Below are 15,008 nucleotides of genomic sequence, written 5' to 3' on the forward strand. Positions count from 1 at the left end.
AGAGCTGACGAGGTATCAAAATAAGCTAAGTTGCTGAACATGGAGTTTTTGATATTCCTTTTGTCTTCCTTGAGCTTGTACATATTTTTGAATTGTATTTTCATCACCATGAGCACCAACCGAACTAACATAAAACCCTTTGGTCCAGAATTCACCTCCCCACAGTTGTTTCTTGACTTTGGGATGAAGCTTGAAAATCTGTTTCGCAGTGATACTTTTTACTGTCTGAATGATTCGCGTTGGACTCAACATTGGCACACTTTGAATCAAGAAATGAACATGGTCTTTATCCGTACCAATCTCTATAAAAGTAATTTCAAAACGCTTCGAGATTTCAATACATACTTGTTTCAAACTTTCATCAACATCTTTGTCAAAAACAACCCTCCGATATTTGGCTGGACAGACAAAATGGTAAAGAAGTACTGAAACATTATGACTCTTATGAATAAATTCGCTTACATAACAAATTTAAAATTAATTTCGAAGCAGAGCTTCGGGGAACTAACCCCGCTGAGATTAGAAATCGTTAAATTACTTGGGTAAGAGTTGAAATACCTCAATGTTTTCTGAAAATCTTTGTAAAAACTCAAAGTCTCTGAAAATACTTCAAATAATAATGGGTGTATCAGGCCGAAGGCTTACCTTTATAGTAATTTTTAAATATTTCAGAAGAGGTTGACAGAAATATCGTTTCAAATTTGTAACCGTCAATTTTTAAAGCCTTAATTTCATCTACATTATTTGCTGGGTCAATATGAATTTTAATTCCATCATTTGGAATTAATTTAAGTATCTGTTTTAATGAATAATTACCTTAAATGATAAAAATATCAGAGTATTTATTTTTGTTTATTTTTCCTTCGTCGATTAAATTATATTTAATCTTAATTTCATCTCGTAGTAAAAATTCGTACCCCTGGTTCCCAACTTCCTTAACTTCTTCAATTAATATTGTATATGATGAACCATATACATCCCCTAATTTAAATTGTTCACTACAATTTAAATAACGTAATGGTCCTTTGAATATGACTTTGAACATTTTAAAGTCCTTACTTTTTAAACGTTAAACAGATTTATTAGTTGACTATGCTTTAATTTATTAATTTATGCCAGGCCCCATATAAGCATAGAAGGGAATTAAACTGCTCATTCAAAACCGATTTCTATACCTTTTCTGTTTATAACTTGGATTGCTTTTCTTAATTTTTTGCTTTCTATTTAAATCTAATTCCCTGCTACTTTCCACCAACCTATTCAAATCCCTCGCCAACTGCGCCAACTGAAATTTATCAACCGGAGGTTTGGCTAAGTTAATTTCCAAAACGGTTTTGGCCCCCAAATGAAACTTCGGTCTAATATCAAAGGCTGACAGTTTCATTGGGTGACGTATTATTTTTCCACTTTCATCTACAATACAAACAATATGTCCTCTTTTCACTTTTCTAACTTCGACATTGAATAACTTCAAGGATTTATCATACAATTGTTTGTTGGTGATCGATTCAATCTGGTTCAACTGGTAGAATAGTTCTTCCAAACTTAGTTTCAGGTAACCGCTTTTTGATGAAAACTTTAAATCTGTTTTATCATCGATTATTTCTTTTGTCAAATCGTATTTTTGTTGTAGGCTTTGGATAAAACGTTTTACTTTCTCTTTCTCATAATTGTCCCTGATCTTCTTGCCGGTTTGCTGGTCAATCCGGGTTGAAACAATATGAAAATGCACCCGATCCAGATCAGCATGGTTATAGACAAAATAAGGCTGATTTCCATATCCCAGGTGTTCCATCAGGTTATCAATCTCAGAGCGGATTCCCGGCTCTCCCATACGAACCAGATCAAGAACTGTTGGGTTTACAGAAATATGCAGCCCCTTCTTTTTAACCCGCGAATTTCGTTCTTCTATTTCATGCAGAATATTTAAACGGTCGTATTTTGTACCGGCAAAAGGATTGATGGTTGGGGTATTTCCGCTTTTGAAGAAAACAGCCTTATGCTGCTCCACTTTCTTTTCGTTGTAGAACAAAGCGTTTTGCGTACTTAGTGATTGATGAATAACAATGACCATATATTTAAAAATTTCATCGGAGATATTTTTGCAAAAAGGCCAGGCAGCGGGTCATCATTTCAAAGGCTTGTTTCAACAACTGCCGGTCGTTATCGCCGATATTATAGCCTGCAAAGGAATTCATGCGCTTGGAAAGCTGGTTAAGGTTCACGCCAATTTTATTGATTTCATAATCCAGCTTTTTCAATTGTGCATTTGCTTCCTCGTCCAGTGATATTATTTTTCGCACTGATGAATTAAATATTTTATACCTCAGAAAATCACTTGTACAACCAAACTTACCTCTTTTAACCAAAGAATCCAGTCTGAGCCTTTCTTCCTTTGTCATCAGAAATTTGACGACGATTGTCCTTTTTTCGTTATCGGGTAATTTGGGTCTCACGATTTGTTTTCTGTTATTCTTATTTGGGGAGGGGAATTGTTTTATTAACCTGTTATCCGTTTTACAGGCCCCTGCCGGGCAAGATGATAAGGTTTTTGTGGCCACAAAAACACATCTTGCAATCCCCTACTCCAAAGGTTGTTTTCTACCCAGTTTTGAGCTTCTCATTTTCAAAAAAAGAAAGAGAAACTTTTTTTAATTGTTCCCCTTTCTTAAAACTATTCGCGCATAAAAAATATTAGCTTACCTTTTGCCTTGCGCCTTTGGATTTTTCCTGTTTCTGTTCTAAATCCTTTTCTTTCTCCTGTTTGAACCCGGAAAAATTGATATTCCGGTTCGCAGCATCAATCTGAAGTGTTGCCCCAAATTTCTTACCATTACGTCCGGTCATCCCGTCAAGAGTAATCTTTTTGCCTGCTGCCAGTTTTTGCTTTTGTTCTTCAGAAAGTGCTACCCCTTTTATCTTATCAGGTACCTGAATATGTTTTGTCCGGAGCGGTATCAGTTCATTAGTTTTGGAATCAATGGCTAAATAATAGTTGTCCTTTTTTCCATCCCTGCCAGTCAGTTCAATGGTTTTCCCCAGGTTTTTATCACCCAGTAAAGCTGACTTTTCCTGTTTAGTGAACTTGTACCCCATGTATTCATCTGGGACAAATAACCGTTGAATCGGATGAATCTTTACATTTATAGCACCGTCATCCTGCTTCTGCAACCGTATTTTAGCTGGTATCTTATACTCTTGGTTATCAATTTTTGCATTGACGGTGTAGAGTTTTTCCGAACGGAAACCGTTCAAAAAATCCCTCAGTTCATTACTTTCCATGTGATTTACAAAATCACGATTTATCCCGACTTTTTCCAGTTTGTCAAAAGGGATGTCTTCTTTGTTCATTCGTGTGTACTGTTCCATAACTTTATTATTTAAAATATTAATCGATTTCGTAAACATGTTTTTCCTTCCGGTTCAGTTCTACCAAACCGCGAAGCACGGTGTAAACCTCCTCCGGTTTGCGGATGGCTTCCAGCCGGAATACCGGGGTAGTTTTGTCTGAGGTGTAAATAACCAGGTTCCCCAGTCCGAAAAAACGGTAAATCAGTGGCCGGTCCACCTGGAAATCCTTCACACGAAACAGTTCAATGTATTCATGTTTGCGGTGTAAAATACCGGAAGTGTATTGTAATTCTTCAGGATTGATTTCATAGCAGATGCAACGGGTTTTAAGAATATGGTACCCCAGTTTTAACAGGACTGCCATAAACAGGTAAAGAGGCAACCGTATAAGGTGGATTTCAAGATTGCCCAGAATAAGTTCTGTTGGCAAAAATTCGCTGATTGTTCCACCCGGAATAAATACCAAAGGGATAAAGAGTAGTACAATCAAAAAATGCCCCAGGTTCACCAACTGGGAAGGCCTGCATTTGATATAAGTTGTATTTTCAATCATAATAAGGTTTGTTTTTATTGTTTTGGATTTCTATCACAATGGAGCGGATATCGTTTTGTATCCGCGTGCGGTTGCGTTCAAGGGTCTCTTCTACGTTGTCAAAATCATAAAAGTCAGGAATCGGGATAAAATGTTTTTCTTCCTGTTCCAGGTTTTTTGTATCCGCTTTTATCAGGCAGTTAAAATTTTTCTGGCTGATGTGTTCTCCAAAGTTGTCAGCCACCTGTCCCACCATGTACCCCTGTGGAAGGGTGGCGATTTTCCCTTCAGGCACTAAAAAATCCATCTGCGTGGAAAACGAAGTGGACTGGGTGTTGCGGTTAATATTTACCGACTGCCGTTCCTGCAGGATTTTCCCCATTCGGTTCTGGATAAATCTTGCTGTATCACCCACACTCTGCCCGGCAAAAATATTCCCAATATTGGTCAAAATAGCGTTGGCCTGTTCTTTCCCGTAATCACGGATTAACTGGTCAATGGTCTGTATTCCCAGCAGGGTGGATATTTGATTCGCTCTTGCCGTGGCTATCAGTGTATCCAGCCCCCGAAAATAAATCGTCGGAAGTTCATCAAAAATTAAGGAGCATTTGTGCTGGTGCTTCCGGTTAATCACTTTCAGCATCCGGGTAATAAACAGTGACAATACCGCCCCGTACATTTCAATACGGAGGGGATTGTTGGCCAAACATATCACCTTTGGATATTTTGGATTATTAATATCCAGCGAAAAATCATTTCCCGAGCATATCCAGTAAATTTCCCGGCTGATAATTTTAGAGATTGCTATTTTTAAGCTTCCGAGTTGCCCTTCCAGTTGTTCATGAGCGCCCCGCTTATGCGCATTCAAAAATGGATTGATAATATTGGTTACATCTTTTTCTCTTGAAAGAACTTCAAATAAATCATCATAATCCAGTTGCAATAGTTCGATGGCATGAGGCAACGTACAAAACTCCCCGTTACGGTATTTTTTCAAAAACCAGATTACTGCTACAAAAAATGAAACCGCGCTTTCCGAAAAAAACTCGCCCTGTTTGCGTATCCATTCCCGATTCAGGTTATACAATACTGTCCGGGAAGCTTCAAAGGCATCGATGGTGCTTTCCATCAGTTCCGGGGCCAGTGGGTTACAGCGATAAGACTTTTTTATGTCATCAAAATTAATAACATAGAACTCCGCGTTTTCAGGTAAACCTTTTTTCTTTTTTGCTTTCAGAAAATGGTTATAGGTTACCAGTGATAAATCCGGATATTTAAAATCATAGACGCATAAAGCAAATCCTTTGCCCAGGTGTTGCCGGATAAAAGGCAGTACCACCGAATAGGATTTTCCTGAACCGGGTGTGCCGACAACCATTGTGCCCCTGAACGGATTGACAACATTAATCCAGCCTTCGTGTCTTTTGCTCCGGTGTTGATAAAGCATAGGCAGGTTCACAGAAAACTCATTGCTTAGAAAAGATTGTTCCTGCGGGAAACTTTCGTTTTCCAGGTTAAAGCGGTCTTTCATCAGGTTGACATTGATGAGCTTGGAAATGTTGTCAAAACTAATGTTGAGCATCACAAAACCCAAAAAGGAACAAAGCAGAAATACAACTGGTAAGTTATGGCTAAAAAGCAAACTGCCCCAATACAATAATATCCCTGCAAGTACCTGCACAACCAGATTGAAGACTTTTAAATCCCTGTCTTTTTTACCCCTGGTACCGATACAGGTTATCATTAAAAACCCCAAACAGGTCAGTTTGGAAATTACCGAACCCGAGAGAAAATCCAGACTCATCAGCTTTTCCAGTACCGAAGAAAATTCAGGAATATAAATTCCTTTGTAGATGAAAAAATCAAGCTGGCTAATATACATTGTCAGGAAAAGCAATAAGTAGCTAAAGAACCGGAAGCCTTCATGCATCTTTTCCAACTCTCTGGATTCGTAGTTCATTTCCCAGTGCTTATTTAATTTTTCGTGCTTTCAGGATATACCTGTCTTTGATTTCAAGGCTCAATTTTCGTCCGGTATTTCCCAATGCTTTTTCCAGCATTTCGATACGGAGAATCCGTTTTTCGGGAATGGTCAGTTTTGGAAGGACAAATACCTCCCGCAGAGTAGTTTCTGCAGGGATGGTAGTTATCCCGTAATAGGTAAATTCAGGGTGTAACAGGTATTCCTGAACGTTGGTTGCTTTTATTTGCCGCTTGTTATCTATCCACCAGTTAAAACCTTCTATTCTGTAACTGATATTGGTTGTATTTGTGATGCTCATTTCAAAAAAGAGCAAATCGTTATTTAGCCCGATATTATTCAGCCTGAGAATGATTCCGTCTTTTTTTGTTTTCCGGTTGTGGATGTGCCTGCCCTGTTTAAACAACATCTGACGGCACAACTCTTTCAGGAGATATTCAGGAACCGGGCCTTCTGTAAGTGTTCCGGCCTTTTCACCGGAAAAGGATTTCAGGTTATATTCAATGGGTCCAGCTTCTCCGTAGGATACAAGCAGGGAATAAATTTTCCCGGCACTCACTAGTGTCAGGGAAGATTCCCCTTCAAATGGTTCCGCTGCTTTTACCCGGATTAAGTTGGGATGTTCAGGAACCACTTCAGAGATAATTTTGAAATGGTCACCTACCTGAAGGTAACTTACCCTTTCAGAACAGATGATATGTGTGGCTTTGGCTTCATTGACCAGGATACAATTTTGTGCAACAAGTGATAGCTGAAAACTAATTAGCATTGTAATAAATAAAAATTTCATGGCTTACTGATTTTGATTAATGAGATAAATAAGTGTATTTTTCCGGACGGTTACTTTTTTCAGGCGTACCCGTTTTAAAAGGGTCTGTGTGGTGCGGTCTGCTACCCGTATCCCGGCATAAGTCAGCGGATTATCAGTCATTCCAAAAAGAGAAGAGGTATTGGTACTGCCCCCAACCTCCTTTGTTATTTTCCGGGCAACGTTATCCGGGACATACAGCCCGGGCAATCCATCCAAATCGTGGATGACAAGCTTTACGGGAAGAAAATTTTCTCCTACCGGCATTTGGCTAACTGCAATGTGCAGCCGTTCATTTTTAACTTTACAAATCCCGTACAGAAAAGTACCCCGGGATATTTTCGCCCCCTCAATGCGGGTGTCTTCCAGCAAACGGAGTTTTACTCGGTTGCCATCCAAAACCGTAGTAGTTTCGTAGATTTCAGCTGTGATAAGGTTGCTTTTTGTCTCCTCCTTCTGAAATCCGGAACCGTTTTTCTTTTCCAGCGTAAACCGGGCATTTTGTTTTCTTTCCTTCTCCCGCTGCTGCTGTTGTATTTGCTGAAGGGTAAATTTCAGGGAATCGTTCTGCCGCGATAATACAATATTGTCCTCAAATACTTTATCGAGCTGTTCAATACCTGTCTTTTGTAAAACTACGTTTGATTGATTGCTCCCTCTTTTAGTTTCATTTGTGTTTTTACGGGATATTGGATAGTTAACTGGTGTCTTATTTAACTTCCCTGTTTTCCTGACAGGGGGATTTAACTCCCTGTTAATTTCCTGTTCTTTTTGTTTAATATGTGCCAAAAGGTTATTGGAGACATTGACATTCAATTCTTCCTCTTCGTTTTTGCTAATAAAATCAGCCGAATCTTTTGTCAAAAGCAACACTTCGTTTGATTCTTTCATTGAATCCGGGATTTCAAGGATATGATAATCCGTTGTGGAAACCTGACCTCCCTGGCTTTCATAGGCTTCCAGTTTATCTTCAATTTCAATGGAACTTTCCGCCTGTGGAATGGTGTAATTGGCTCCCTGCCGGTTATCCTCGTTTTGATTATTTTCACTATGAGTCCCGGTTGGATTTCCACCTCCCAAAATATAAAATATCAGTACTACAAAAGGCAGCAATACCAACGGAAGGATAAACAGCGCTTTATTCTTTTTCAGGATTTTCTTCATGGATTTTCTGTTTTAGCTGTTGTTCAAATGAATCGACCGGCATTTCCAAAGCATTTGCCTTGGTTGGATTTTGAGCAGTATTTACTTCTTCCGGGTTTTTACCTAAATTTTTATGTTTTACTGTTACCGGGGGAAACCAGATAAAAGAAAAGACAAACAGCAGGAACAAAACGGAAAGGGAGATTATCCACTTTCTTTTTCTTGCCTGCGGACGAAGTAATGTATCTTTTTCATCCAGTCCGTTTATCCACCGGGTAAACCGGCTTACGTCCTGAAATTGTTTCTCCTGTTTATTTTGACTTGTATTCATTGGTAAAAAAATTAAAAGGATTTTCTGCGTATGGTTTCAATGTCATTGTTATCCACAATCCGCCATCTTTCCATTAAAAATCCATGGGGGTTGTTATCGGTTCGTGAGATGTTTCGCAGGTGGCCTGTGGTTTCCAGATTACGCAGTGTAATGTTGGATGTCCGCACAATTTTCTGTTTCCCGTAATAGGTAAATGAATACGGGTACGATGAAAAATCCAGGTGAATGGAATCGGTACTGATTGTCATGCTGATATCCGAGGCAATCACCTGATTATAGACATTATTTTCCTTAAATGAGCGGTACTGGTCCATCGCTGACCGGTCAGCCAGGTAAAGGGCTTCCCGGATATTATTTTCGATATATTCTTTGTCGGGTTCCAATGTAAAAAACAGCTCATGGAACCGTTTTACATGATCCCGTGCTTCTGCATCCCTGTTCTCGGAAATGTCCTCGCGAAGTGCAACCAGCAGGGATTTTCCGTTATCCAGCACGTATATTTTTTGCCGGGAATCTTCCACCATCCGGACGGAAAGGGTAAATATATAGCTGCTCAACCCGATAACCACCAGGCTTACCGTCAGCAAAACATAGACAGTAAACCGGAACTTTCTTTGAATATCAAATTGTTTTTTCATGTTTGTGCACTGTGTTAGTCCGTTATCTCATGGCACCTCTGGTCGCTGCCATTACTGCAGCCGTTCTTACCATTCTTCCTCCGCCGGTGTTGGTGCCAGAGGCCTGTATTATCCACGAAGCAATTTTGGGTACCAGCGCTATTCCAATAATACCGCAGATGGGAACCACGAGGTTGGAAACATAAAACAGTTGCGGCTGGTAAATGGGCAAAGCGTTTATCATGGCTATTTCGGAATCCAGAACAAAAATCAGTATTTCCTGTACCAGTGAAAGAATCAACAAAGCAATGGGCAGGTACAGGTTGACGTTGATAAACCGGGCAATCCATTGCAGGTAGTTGTCCTGAAATCCGTCAAAGATAGACAGGGCAAATACCAGTGGCCCGAATATGACAAGCAGGATACAAAAGACAGTCCGTAAAAAAGCAATCAGGTAAACGAGTACCTCAAAAATGGTTTCAAACAGTTGCCGGATGGCATCCATGATGTAAAAGTTGATTTGATTCTGGATGGCTCTGCCGGTAACAATATTATAGGTAGTCAGCAACAGGTTAATCCCTTTGTCCCATAGTTGCGATTCTTTTTCTTCGTTTTCATAAAAAATGGGCAAATCAGTTGCTATTATCGCCTGTTGTTTTTCATCGAGTTTTTCTTTGACAATGTGTTTTTTATCTGCGTAAACCGCTTCCGAAAGGTTAGTCAGTCCTTTGGTCGGAACCATCAGAAGGTTGACAAAAGGACCCCAGAATGTAATGACCAAAAGCAAGGCAAACGGTCTGAGTAATGGAAGGATATAAACCGGGTTATCAGCGATCAGTTGCTCATAAATCCTTTTCGAGATATAGAAAAAAGCGGCAATTCCGCCAATAGCCCTTGCCATGTTGATAAGAACATTGGCATGGCCTATTCCTGAACTGACAAGAAAATCAGTAAATGTAAAAAAGTCCCTTGTTGTAATAACCTGTACTAACATAGCTTGAGGTTTATTGGGTTAAAAAGGAATAGCTGGTGGATGTCGTTTCTCCGAAGTTTTCAAAAAACTGCAGTTTTTTAAATGTATAGTCCAGTTCACCGTGAAGACGGTTGAGTTCTGTTTGAAGTTCCCCGAACGAATTTACTTTTTGTCCATGGCCTGATTCCAGCAGGTTAACCAGCAGGAAACGCATAAAAAGTTCATCGGTTTCTTTCTCCAGGAGTTTCTTAACTTCAAAGCCGGTATAGAGTTCATCAAATCGATCTGTTTTTTGGTATGCTTCAACAAACTTCTCAGCCAGTTTATAAATGTCTTCCAGCTCATCAAATCTTGCACTGAACACCTTTTGCTCAATTTCATTTTGCAGTTTCGTGTTGTTTTTGATGCCTGTGGTTTTCTCAAACCTTCCCTTCATCCGGGAACGTTCAAGCAATTTTGAGGCGATCCGGAGTAGCCCAGTTTTCAATTCCCCGGAGATTTCGGATTCGTCTGTAACCGGAAGCGCTTCCGTCACATAGTAGTGGGATGGCCAGATACGTACAAAAACATAGGGCGTCGGAAATATGAATCCTTTAAAGGCAATAAAAGTCAACGGGTAACTTCCGTTCATATCAGGATAAGTCCCGGTCCATTTTTTTATTTCAAATACCTGCCCATGGGACTGGTCTGTCTGAAGTAAAACTACGGTCAGTGCAAGCAGGAAAATCCGGATCCAGAAAGTTTTTATTTTGTTTTTTCTTGTTTTCATATGGTGATAGTTTACTGGTAAAGGCTGTAATAAAGCGCAAAGGTTTCGAGGATTCCGCTTTCCCTGCTTTTCACATAAGAAGTGTACAGAAGTTTATTATAGAGATAGCTGATAGTTCCGTAGTGTTGTTTTACACTTGTGTAGATTTCGTTGATGGTATCATAACGCTGTTTGTCATCCATCATAAACAGGTCGTCCTGCAGAATGGTGTTAAGAATTGTCGTCACCAGTTGCCTGCTGTCATCAAGGATGATATCAAAGGATTCCACGATTACTGCTGCCTGTTGGTTGGTAAAATTTTCATCCTGTACCAACAGGGGAAGCTTTTCAGTGTAAACATTAACTACTTTTCCAAGCAGTTCACGGGTTTCCTGCACCCGTTTGTAGTCTTTTATCAGGGTAGATACTTTTTCCAGGCTGGTCAGCATTTTCTGGTCGATGCCAAGTATTTCACCGGTGAGGCCTTTAATGTCCCCGTTTAATGCTTCTATCAGGACATTGTACCAATTGATTTTGGAAAGAATACCTTTCTCCTCTGTCCAGAGCGCTTCGCGCTGTATTCCGGCTCCGATATCGGTAACCGGTGTTTGGGAGTATACTGGCTCAGCAAAAAAACCGGTGGTAAAGACAGTAAGTAAAATGGGTAATAAAAAGAATTTCATGGTTTTTGTTTTTAATGGTTAATACTATTTGTTTGTTACATGGATTCGAGGATTTCAAAAAGGGTATTATTTCCCTGTAGTTTTTTAAGAATTAGCTCTTTCTCCTTCTGCTCGCTGGTATAACAGTAATATTCCGGCCGGCTGACTTCCAGGGCAAATACTTTTGAGCTTGCCCCAAGTGCGATAAATACTTCTTTAAATTTTCTGTCTGCCGGAAGGTTTTTATTAACAGACAGGACCTGTTCCTTCTGGAACTCCGTCAGTCCCAGCACCTGGCTTATCTGTCCAAACTTGTTTTTGAACTTACCCATGTCCAGCAAAATCCTTGTATCGGCGTTATTGATTATTGCATCCCGGATAATGGGCGATGAAATGACATCATCCACCTCCTGGGTAACCACTATAGCCTCACCAAAAAATTTGCGGATAGTTTTAAAGAAGTATTTTACATAGCCGGCCATTTGCGACGTAGCAATTGCTTTCCAGGCTTCTTCCACACAGATAACCTTACGGACACCTTTTAGCTTTCGCATTTTCTGCAGGAAAATGTCCATGATTATCAGTGTGGCTACCGGGAAAATTACCGGGTGGTCCTTGATATTGTCCAGTTCAAATACCAGGAACGGACAGGTAAAAAACTCATCGGTTTGCATAGGTTTGTTCAGCAGGTAATCGTATTCCCCACCATTGTAGTATTTCCCCAGGATAAAAAAGAACTCATTGCTGTTAAACTCCAGAGATTGTTCTTCCACCAGTTGCGGAATATATTCCAGGCAAAAGTTGTAATACCCGTTAAAGGACCTCTCCAGGTTTTCAGTTTTGAAAAACTCGGAAACCGACCGTGCAATCACGTCCTTTTCCATTTCTGAGAGGTTTTCCTTATAGATAGTATAAAGCACTGAAAGAATGGTTTGCCGGTGTTCCATATCTGCTTCCCCGCCAGCAACAAAAGGATTGAAGGAAATGGGATTTTCTTCCGTAAACTCTACCAGTCTTGCCCCGCCTTTATCCTTTAATTGTTCATCTAAATAGCGGGTAAGCAATTCATAGCTTCTCCCCACATCCAGCAAAACGATATGGCAGTTTCCGTTTTCAGCATACTGTCTTAAAAAATGATTGGTAAAAAAAGATTTCCCTGAGCCGGAACCGCCAATAATAATTTTGTTGCGGTTATGGATAATATTCCGACGCATAGGCTCATCCGATAAATCAATTTTCACAGGGCAGCCTTCCTGTCGGTTGGAAAGCCGGATGGTAAATTCCGATGTACTGTCTGTTACCGGGCCTTCAAAATTAGTCAGGCAACAGGCTTGTGGCACCTGCGTAATAAACAGTTCTGTTTCGGGCAGTTGGGTGGAAAACGGCACACAGACAAAAAAGAGCAGCGGTAAATCAAAGGTATGCTGGTAAGGGAAACAGTTCATTTGTGAAAAAGCGGAGCCGGTCTCACTTTTGTATTGTTTCAATTCTCTGAGAGAGCTTTCCATTAGGACAACATTAAAGTGGGTTTTTACTATCTTTTCTCCTGTAGATTGTACCGTGTCCAGAAAATTTTCAATCAGGCCTGCGTTCACTTTATTCTCAGATGAGAACCGGGAAAGGCTGTATATTTTTTTGTAATTGCTTTCCAGTGTTGCTTTGACTTCCTGTTGTCCGGGCACATAAATAAACTGGTTGGTGATATGTGAAAACGGAAGGTGCCATGTTACCGGGTAAGTAAAGGAAACCGGCAGGCCGGTACGGGGATGGCCGGTCAATGGTCTTAGCTCTGACGGGACATGTGTATAGTCGCTCAGGCTCAAAATCTCCACAAACCTGTCCATCACCCGCAGCCGGTCCCGGAAATCTATCCCTCCCAGCACGGGTTGTCCTTCCCTGAAGTTCAGGGTAAGATACCGTTCAATCAATCCCGGTTGTTTATCGTCCCCGACAGCCTGTTCTCTTGTTACCGGTTCACATACAATCCCGTTCTGTGTAAACAGTGACACCAGGTTGGAACGCAGTTCCCCTGCTTTTTCATTCATCCACGATTCCTGCATCTTTTGTTTTTTTGAAAACAAAAGGGCCGAACTCAGGTAGTTTTTTAACAAACCCACATTCAGCATGCTGATATACATGTAACATTCATGTTCGAGATATGACCTGCCTTTAAAAAGTTTTAAATAGCTTTTATCAAGGCTGTCCTGGTTAATTGTTTCTGAAAACGCCCCTGCTAAAAAAAAATCCTGTTTGTGCAACAAAGTGTTTTCCGGTAACAAATTTACTGCCCGCCCGAAAGTGTCATGCAGTAAATATAGTTGTTCGTTACTGCATGACAGTAGTTCGGGAAGCCTGAGTTTAAGTCCGAAACTCAAATCCAGGTTATCGGAGACAAGGATATCCCCGTGAAATCCAAGAACAGGCAGGCACTTTTCAATGGGTTTTGCTTTCATGACTTTAAGGCTGGCAGATGCGTCTTTTGATGGTAATGAACTGGGGCAGTTGCCGGGCTGTTTTCTTTTTGTTCCATCCATCCGGACCGTATTTTTGTTGAATCTGGTTCAGCCGGAAAAGCCAGCCGAAAAAAGCAGAGATACAAACCAGCACGGCTGTAAAGGCCCCGGCAGTGATATAAAGCAAGACAAACAAAAGCAATGTGCCGATTATCCCATACAGTGCCTTATACACCATTTGACCGGAGAACCCTTTGATATAAAGGTTGGTATCAATCTTCTGTATCGTGAAAGTTTTCATCAGGCAAAAAATGCTTTGATTACCACACCTACAAGAATTAAAAACAAGCAGGCACCAAACCAGCCCATGATGGCTTTCTGGGTATCCTGATCGCCGCTTTGCCATTTAATATAAACTCGCACCCCGCCAATCAATCCGACCACTGCACCTATGGCAATAATCAGGTTGGAAACCGGGTCAACATAGGAACTGACTTCTGCCGTAGCCTGGTCAATACCGGCTGAGCTTTGTGCAAGACTGTGATAAATTCCCAAAGCAAAAAGGGCAATAAGCAATTGTCCTCTTTTCAAAATCTGTTTCATTTTTGTTTTCATTCTTTTCGATTTTAAAAGGATTATGATTGTTGATACTGGATTTTTTGCAGGATTGCCGGGTTATTATTTTGAGTAAACTCATCAATGATGTAACCTTCCTCCAACCCGGTTTCTTCGTAATAAATTACCTCCAAAGGGATATTTTCATTCGGATAAGGAATTAACTCAGAAGGAAAGGACCCGGAAGATACTTTTGCAGGTTGGAGATTCGACAGAGAGTTATTTTCGCCATCACTTGCGTCCTCATAAGGACTGGACTTTTGTTTTCCTCCCTTAAAAAAACAGAAAAGAATAACGGTCCCGTACCAGATGAGTAGAATAACCAGGATAAAACTTAAAAACTGTCGCCAACTGATTGTATCTATTCCAAACATATTCTTGTTTTGTTGATTTTAAAATGGATGACCGGCACGGACTAAAAACCGGCCTCAAACAAAATCATCGTTGCAAAGGTGCATTGTGGGAAGCGATAAAATTCCCCATATAATCTCAGGTGGTATATTATATTGTTTAGCTGATAATTCTTTGGATACGGGTCTGTTGAACGGATTTGTATTAAAACAGCAGCCAATCTTCTTACCGGATATTGTCAGCTACTTAAAATGGTACTATTTGATGCTATTTAAAGGGATAAATATTTTCAAAACAAAAAGAAAAAACAGTCAAAAAAAGAAAAAGAAAGCCGCAAATCAACCGGTCGGGGCAAAAATGCAAGGCTGTCCGGAATCCTATTTTTTATGGAATTAACCTAGATGTAATATTCCGGACACTTGCCCGGCCTTGCGTTTTGTTTT

General features: G+C 40.3%; 17 protein-coding genes. All 17 read right to left on the minus strand.

Annotated features, from left to right (window positions below):
- Positions 1 to 15: 15 nt before the first annotated feature.
- The gene (gene tnpA / locus GM418_RS29825) at positions 16 to 471 is read right to left on the minus strand and encodes an IS200/IS605 family transposase (protein WP_158872941.1); all 456 of its coding nucleotides are present in this window, start codon (positions 469 to 471) and stop codon (positions 16 to 18) included.
- 685 nt (positions 472 to 1,156) lie between these two features.
- Positions 1,157 to 2,074, minus strand: a complete 918-nt coding sequence (locus GM418_RS29830; protein ID WP_158871842.1) for a relaxase/mobilization nuclease domain-containing protein — start codon at positions 2,072 to 2,074, stop codon at positions 1,157 to 1,159.
- A gap of 13 nt (positions 2,075 to 2,087) precedes the next feature.
- Positions 2,088 to 2,561 carry a plasmid mobilization protein gene (locus GM418_RS29835; RefSeq protein ID WP_281350232.1) on the minus strand — a complete coding sequence of 158 codons (474 nt, stop codon included), beginning with the start codon at positions 2,559 to 2,561 and terminating at the stop codon, positions 2,088 to 2,090.
- Positions 2,562 to 2,694: 133 nt separating this feature from the next.
- Entirely contained in the window at positions 2,695 to 3,369 is a 675-nt protein-coding gene (locus GM418_RS29840; protein ID WP_158871846.1) for a DUF3945 domain-containing protein, read from the minus strand.
- A 19-nt stretch (positions 3,370 to 3,388) separates the two neighbouring features.
- Entirely contained in the window at positions 3,389 to 3,904 is a 516-nt protein-coding gene (locus GM418_RS29845; RefSeq protein WP_158871848.1) for a PH domain-containing protein, read from the minus strand.
- On the minus strand, positions 3,897 to 5,843 hold the full coding sequence (locus GM418_RS29850) for a type IV secretory system conjugative DNA transfer family protein (protein ID WP_158871850.1): 1,947 nt from the start codon (positions 5,841 to 5,843) through the stop codon (positions 3,897 to 3,899). Before GM418_RS29850 ends, GM418_RS29845 begins: the two co-directional genes overlap by 8 nt.
- A gap of 10 nt (positions 5,844 to 5,853) precedes the next feature.
- Positions 5,854 to 6,654, minus strand: a complete 801-nt coding sequence (locus GM418_RS29855; RefSeq protein ID WP_158871852.1) for a DUF4138 domain-containing protein — start codon at positions 6,652 to 6,654, stop codon at positions 5,854 to 5,856.
- A gap of 3 nt (positions 6,655 to 6,657) precedes the next feature.
- On the minus strand, positions 6,658 to 7,836 hold the full coding sequence (gene traM, locus GM418_RS29860) for a conjugative transposon protein TraM (protein ID WP_158871854.1): 1,179 nt from the start codon (positions 7,834 to 7,836) through the stop codon (positions 6,658 to 6,660).
- Positions 7,811 to 8,146, minus strand: a complete 336-nt coding sequence (locus GM418_RS29865) for a hypothetical protein (RefSeq protein ID WP_158871856.1) — start codon at positions 8,144 to 8,146, stop codon at positions 7,811 to 7,813. Before GM418_RS29865 ends, traM begins: the two co-directional genes overlap by 26 nt.
- An 11-nt stretch (positions 8,147 to 8,157) precedes the next feature.
- On the minus strand, positions 8,158 to 8,784 hold the full coding sequence (gene traK, locus GM418_RS29870) for a conjugative transposon protein TraK (RefSeq protein ID WP_158871858.1): 627 nt from the start codon (positions 8,782 to 8,784) through the stop codon (positions 8,158 to 8,160).
- Between the two features lie 22 nt (positions 8,785 to 8,806).
- Complete coding sequence (locus tag GM418_RS29875) at positions 8,807 to 9,757, minus strand: TraJ family protein (RefSeq protein ID WP_158871860.1); 951 nt, start codon at positions 9,755 to 9,757, stop codon at positions 8,807 to 8,809.
- Positions 9,758 to 9,767: 10 nt separating this feature from the next.
- Positions 9,768 to 10,505: a hypothetical protein gene (locus GM418_RS29880; RefSeq protein WP_158871862.1), complete on the minus strand. Its 738-nt coding sequence runs from the start codon at positions 10,503 to 10,505 to the stop codon at positions 9,768 to 9,770.
- Between the two features lie 11 nt (positions 10,506 to 10,516).
- On the minus strand, positions 10,517 to 11,167 hold the full coding sequence (locus GM418_RS29885) for a hypothetical protein (RefSeq protein WP_158871864.1): 651 nt from the start codon (positions 11,165 to 11,167) through the stop codon (positions 10,517 to 10,519).
- A gap of 35 nt (positions 11,168 to 11,202) precedes the next feature.
- Positions 11,203 to 13,680, minus strand: a complete 2,478-nt coding sequence (locus GM418_RS29890; RefSeq protein ID WP_158871866.1) for a TraG family conjugative transposon ATPase — start codon at positions 13,678 to 13,680, stop codon at positions 11,203 to 11,205.
- Entirely contained in the window at positions 13,604 to 13,900 is a 297-nt protein-coding gene (locus tag GM418_RS29895; RefSeq protein ID WP_158871868.1) for a DUF4133 domain-containing protein, read from the minus strand. The genes GM418_RS29890 and GM418_RS29895 overlap by 77 nt, the downstream gene beginning before the upstream one ends.
- Positions 13,900 to 14,214 (minus strand): DUF4134 domain-containing protein, encoded by a 315-nt coding sequence (locus GM418_RS29900; RefSeq protein ID WP_246222794.1) that lies wholly within the window; start codon positions 14,212 to 14,214, stop codon positions 13,900 to 13,902. The genes GM418_RS29895 and GM418_RS29900 overlap by 1 nt, the downstream gene beginning before the upstream one ends.
- Positions 14,215 to 14,234: 20 nt before the next feature.
- A complete protein-coding gene (locus GM418_RS29905; RefSeq protein WP_158871870.1) occupies positions 14,235 to 14,588 on the minus strand; it encodes a hypothetical protein in 354 nt (117 codons plus the stop codon).
- Positions 14,589 to 15,008: the final 420 nt, after the last annotated feature.

Source organism: Maribellus comscasis, from assembly GCF_009762775.1.
GTDB classification, from domain to species: Bacteria; Bacteroidota; Bacteroidia; order Bacteroidales; family Prolixibacteraceae; genus Draconibacterium; species Draconibacterium comscasis.

Excerpts from the sequence above, each read along its gene's own strand:
- GM418_RS29830 (WP_158871842.1), bottom strand. The coding sequence starts at position 2,074 with ATGGTCATTGTTATTCATCAATCACTAAGTACGCAAAACGCTTTGTTC.
- GM418_RS29840 (WP_158871846.1), bottom strand. The coding sequence starts at position 3,369 with ATGGAACAGTACACACGAATGAACAAAGAAGACATCCCTTTTGACAAA.
- GM418_RS29845 (WP_158871848.1), bottom strand. The coding sequence starts at position 3,904 with ATGATTGAAAATACAACTTATATCAAATGCAGGCCTTCCCAGTTGGTG.
- GM418_RS29850 (WP_158871850.1), bottom strand. The coding sequence starts at position 5,843 with ATGAACTACGAATCCAGAGAGTTGGAAAAGATGCATGAAGGCTTCCGG.
- GM418_RS29855 (WP_158871852.1), bottom strand. The coding sequence starts at position 6,654 with ATGAAATTTTTATTTATTACAATGCTAATTAGTTTTCAGCTATCACTT.
- traM (WP_158871854.1), bottom strand. The coding sequence starts at position 7,836 with ATGAAGAAAATCCTGAAAAAGAATAAAGCGCTGTTTATCCTTCCGTTG.
- GM418_RS29865 (WP_158871856.1), bottom strand. The coding sequence starts at position 8,146 with ATGAATACAAGTCAAAATAAACAGGAGAAACAATTTCAGGACGTAAGC.
- traK (WP_158871858.1), bottom strand. The coding sequence starts at position 8,784 with ATGAAAAAACAATTTGATATTCAAAGAAAGTTCCGGTTTACTGTCTAT.
- GM418_RS29875 (WP_158871860.1), bottom strand. The coding sequence starts at position 9,757 with ATGTTAGTACAGGTTATTACAACAAGGGACTTTTTTACATTTACTGAT.
- GM418_RS29880 (WP_158871862.1), bottom strand. The coding sequence starts at position 10,505 with ATGAAAACAAGAAAAAACAAAATAAAAACTTTCTGGATCCGGATTTTC.
- GM418_RS29885 (WP_158871864.1), bottom strand. The coding sequence starts at position 11,167 with ATGAAATTCTTTTTATTACCCATTTTACTTACTGTCTTTACCACCGGT.
- GM418_RS29890 (WP_158871866.1), bottom strand. The coding sequence starts at position 13,680 with ATGGATGGAACAAAAAGAAAACAGCCCGGCAACTGCCCCAGTTCATTA.
- GM418_RS29895 (WP_158871868.1), bottom strand. The coding sequence starts at position 13,900 with ATGAAAACTTTCACGATACAGAAGATTGATACCAACCTTTATATCAAA.
- GM418_RS29900 (WP_246222794.1), bottom strand. The coding sequence starts at position 14,214 with ATGAAAACAAAAATGAAACAGATTTTGAAAAGAGGACAATTGCTTATT.
- GM418_RS29905 (WP_158871870.1), bottom strand. The coding sequence starts at position 14,588 with ATGTTTGGAATAGATACAATCAGTTGGCGACAGTTTTTAAGTTTTATC.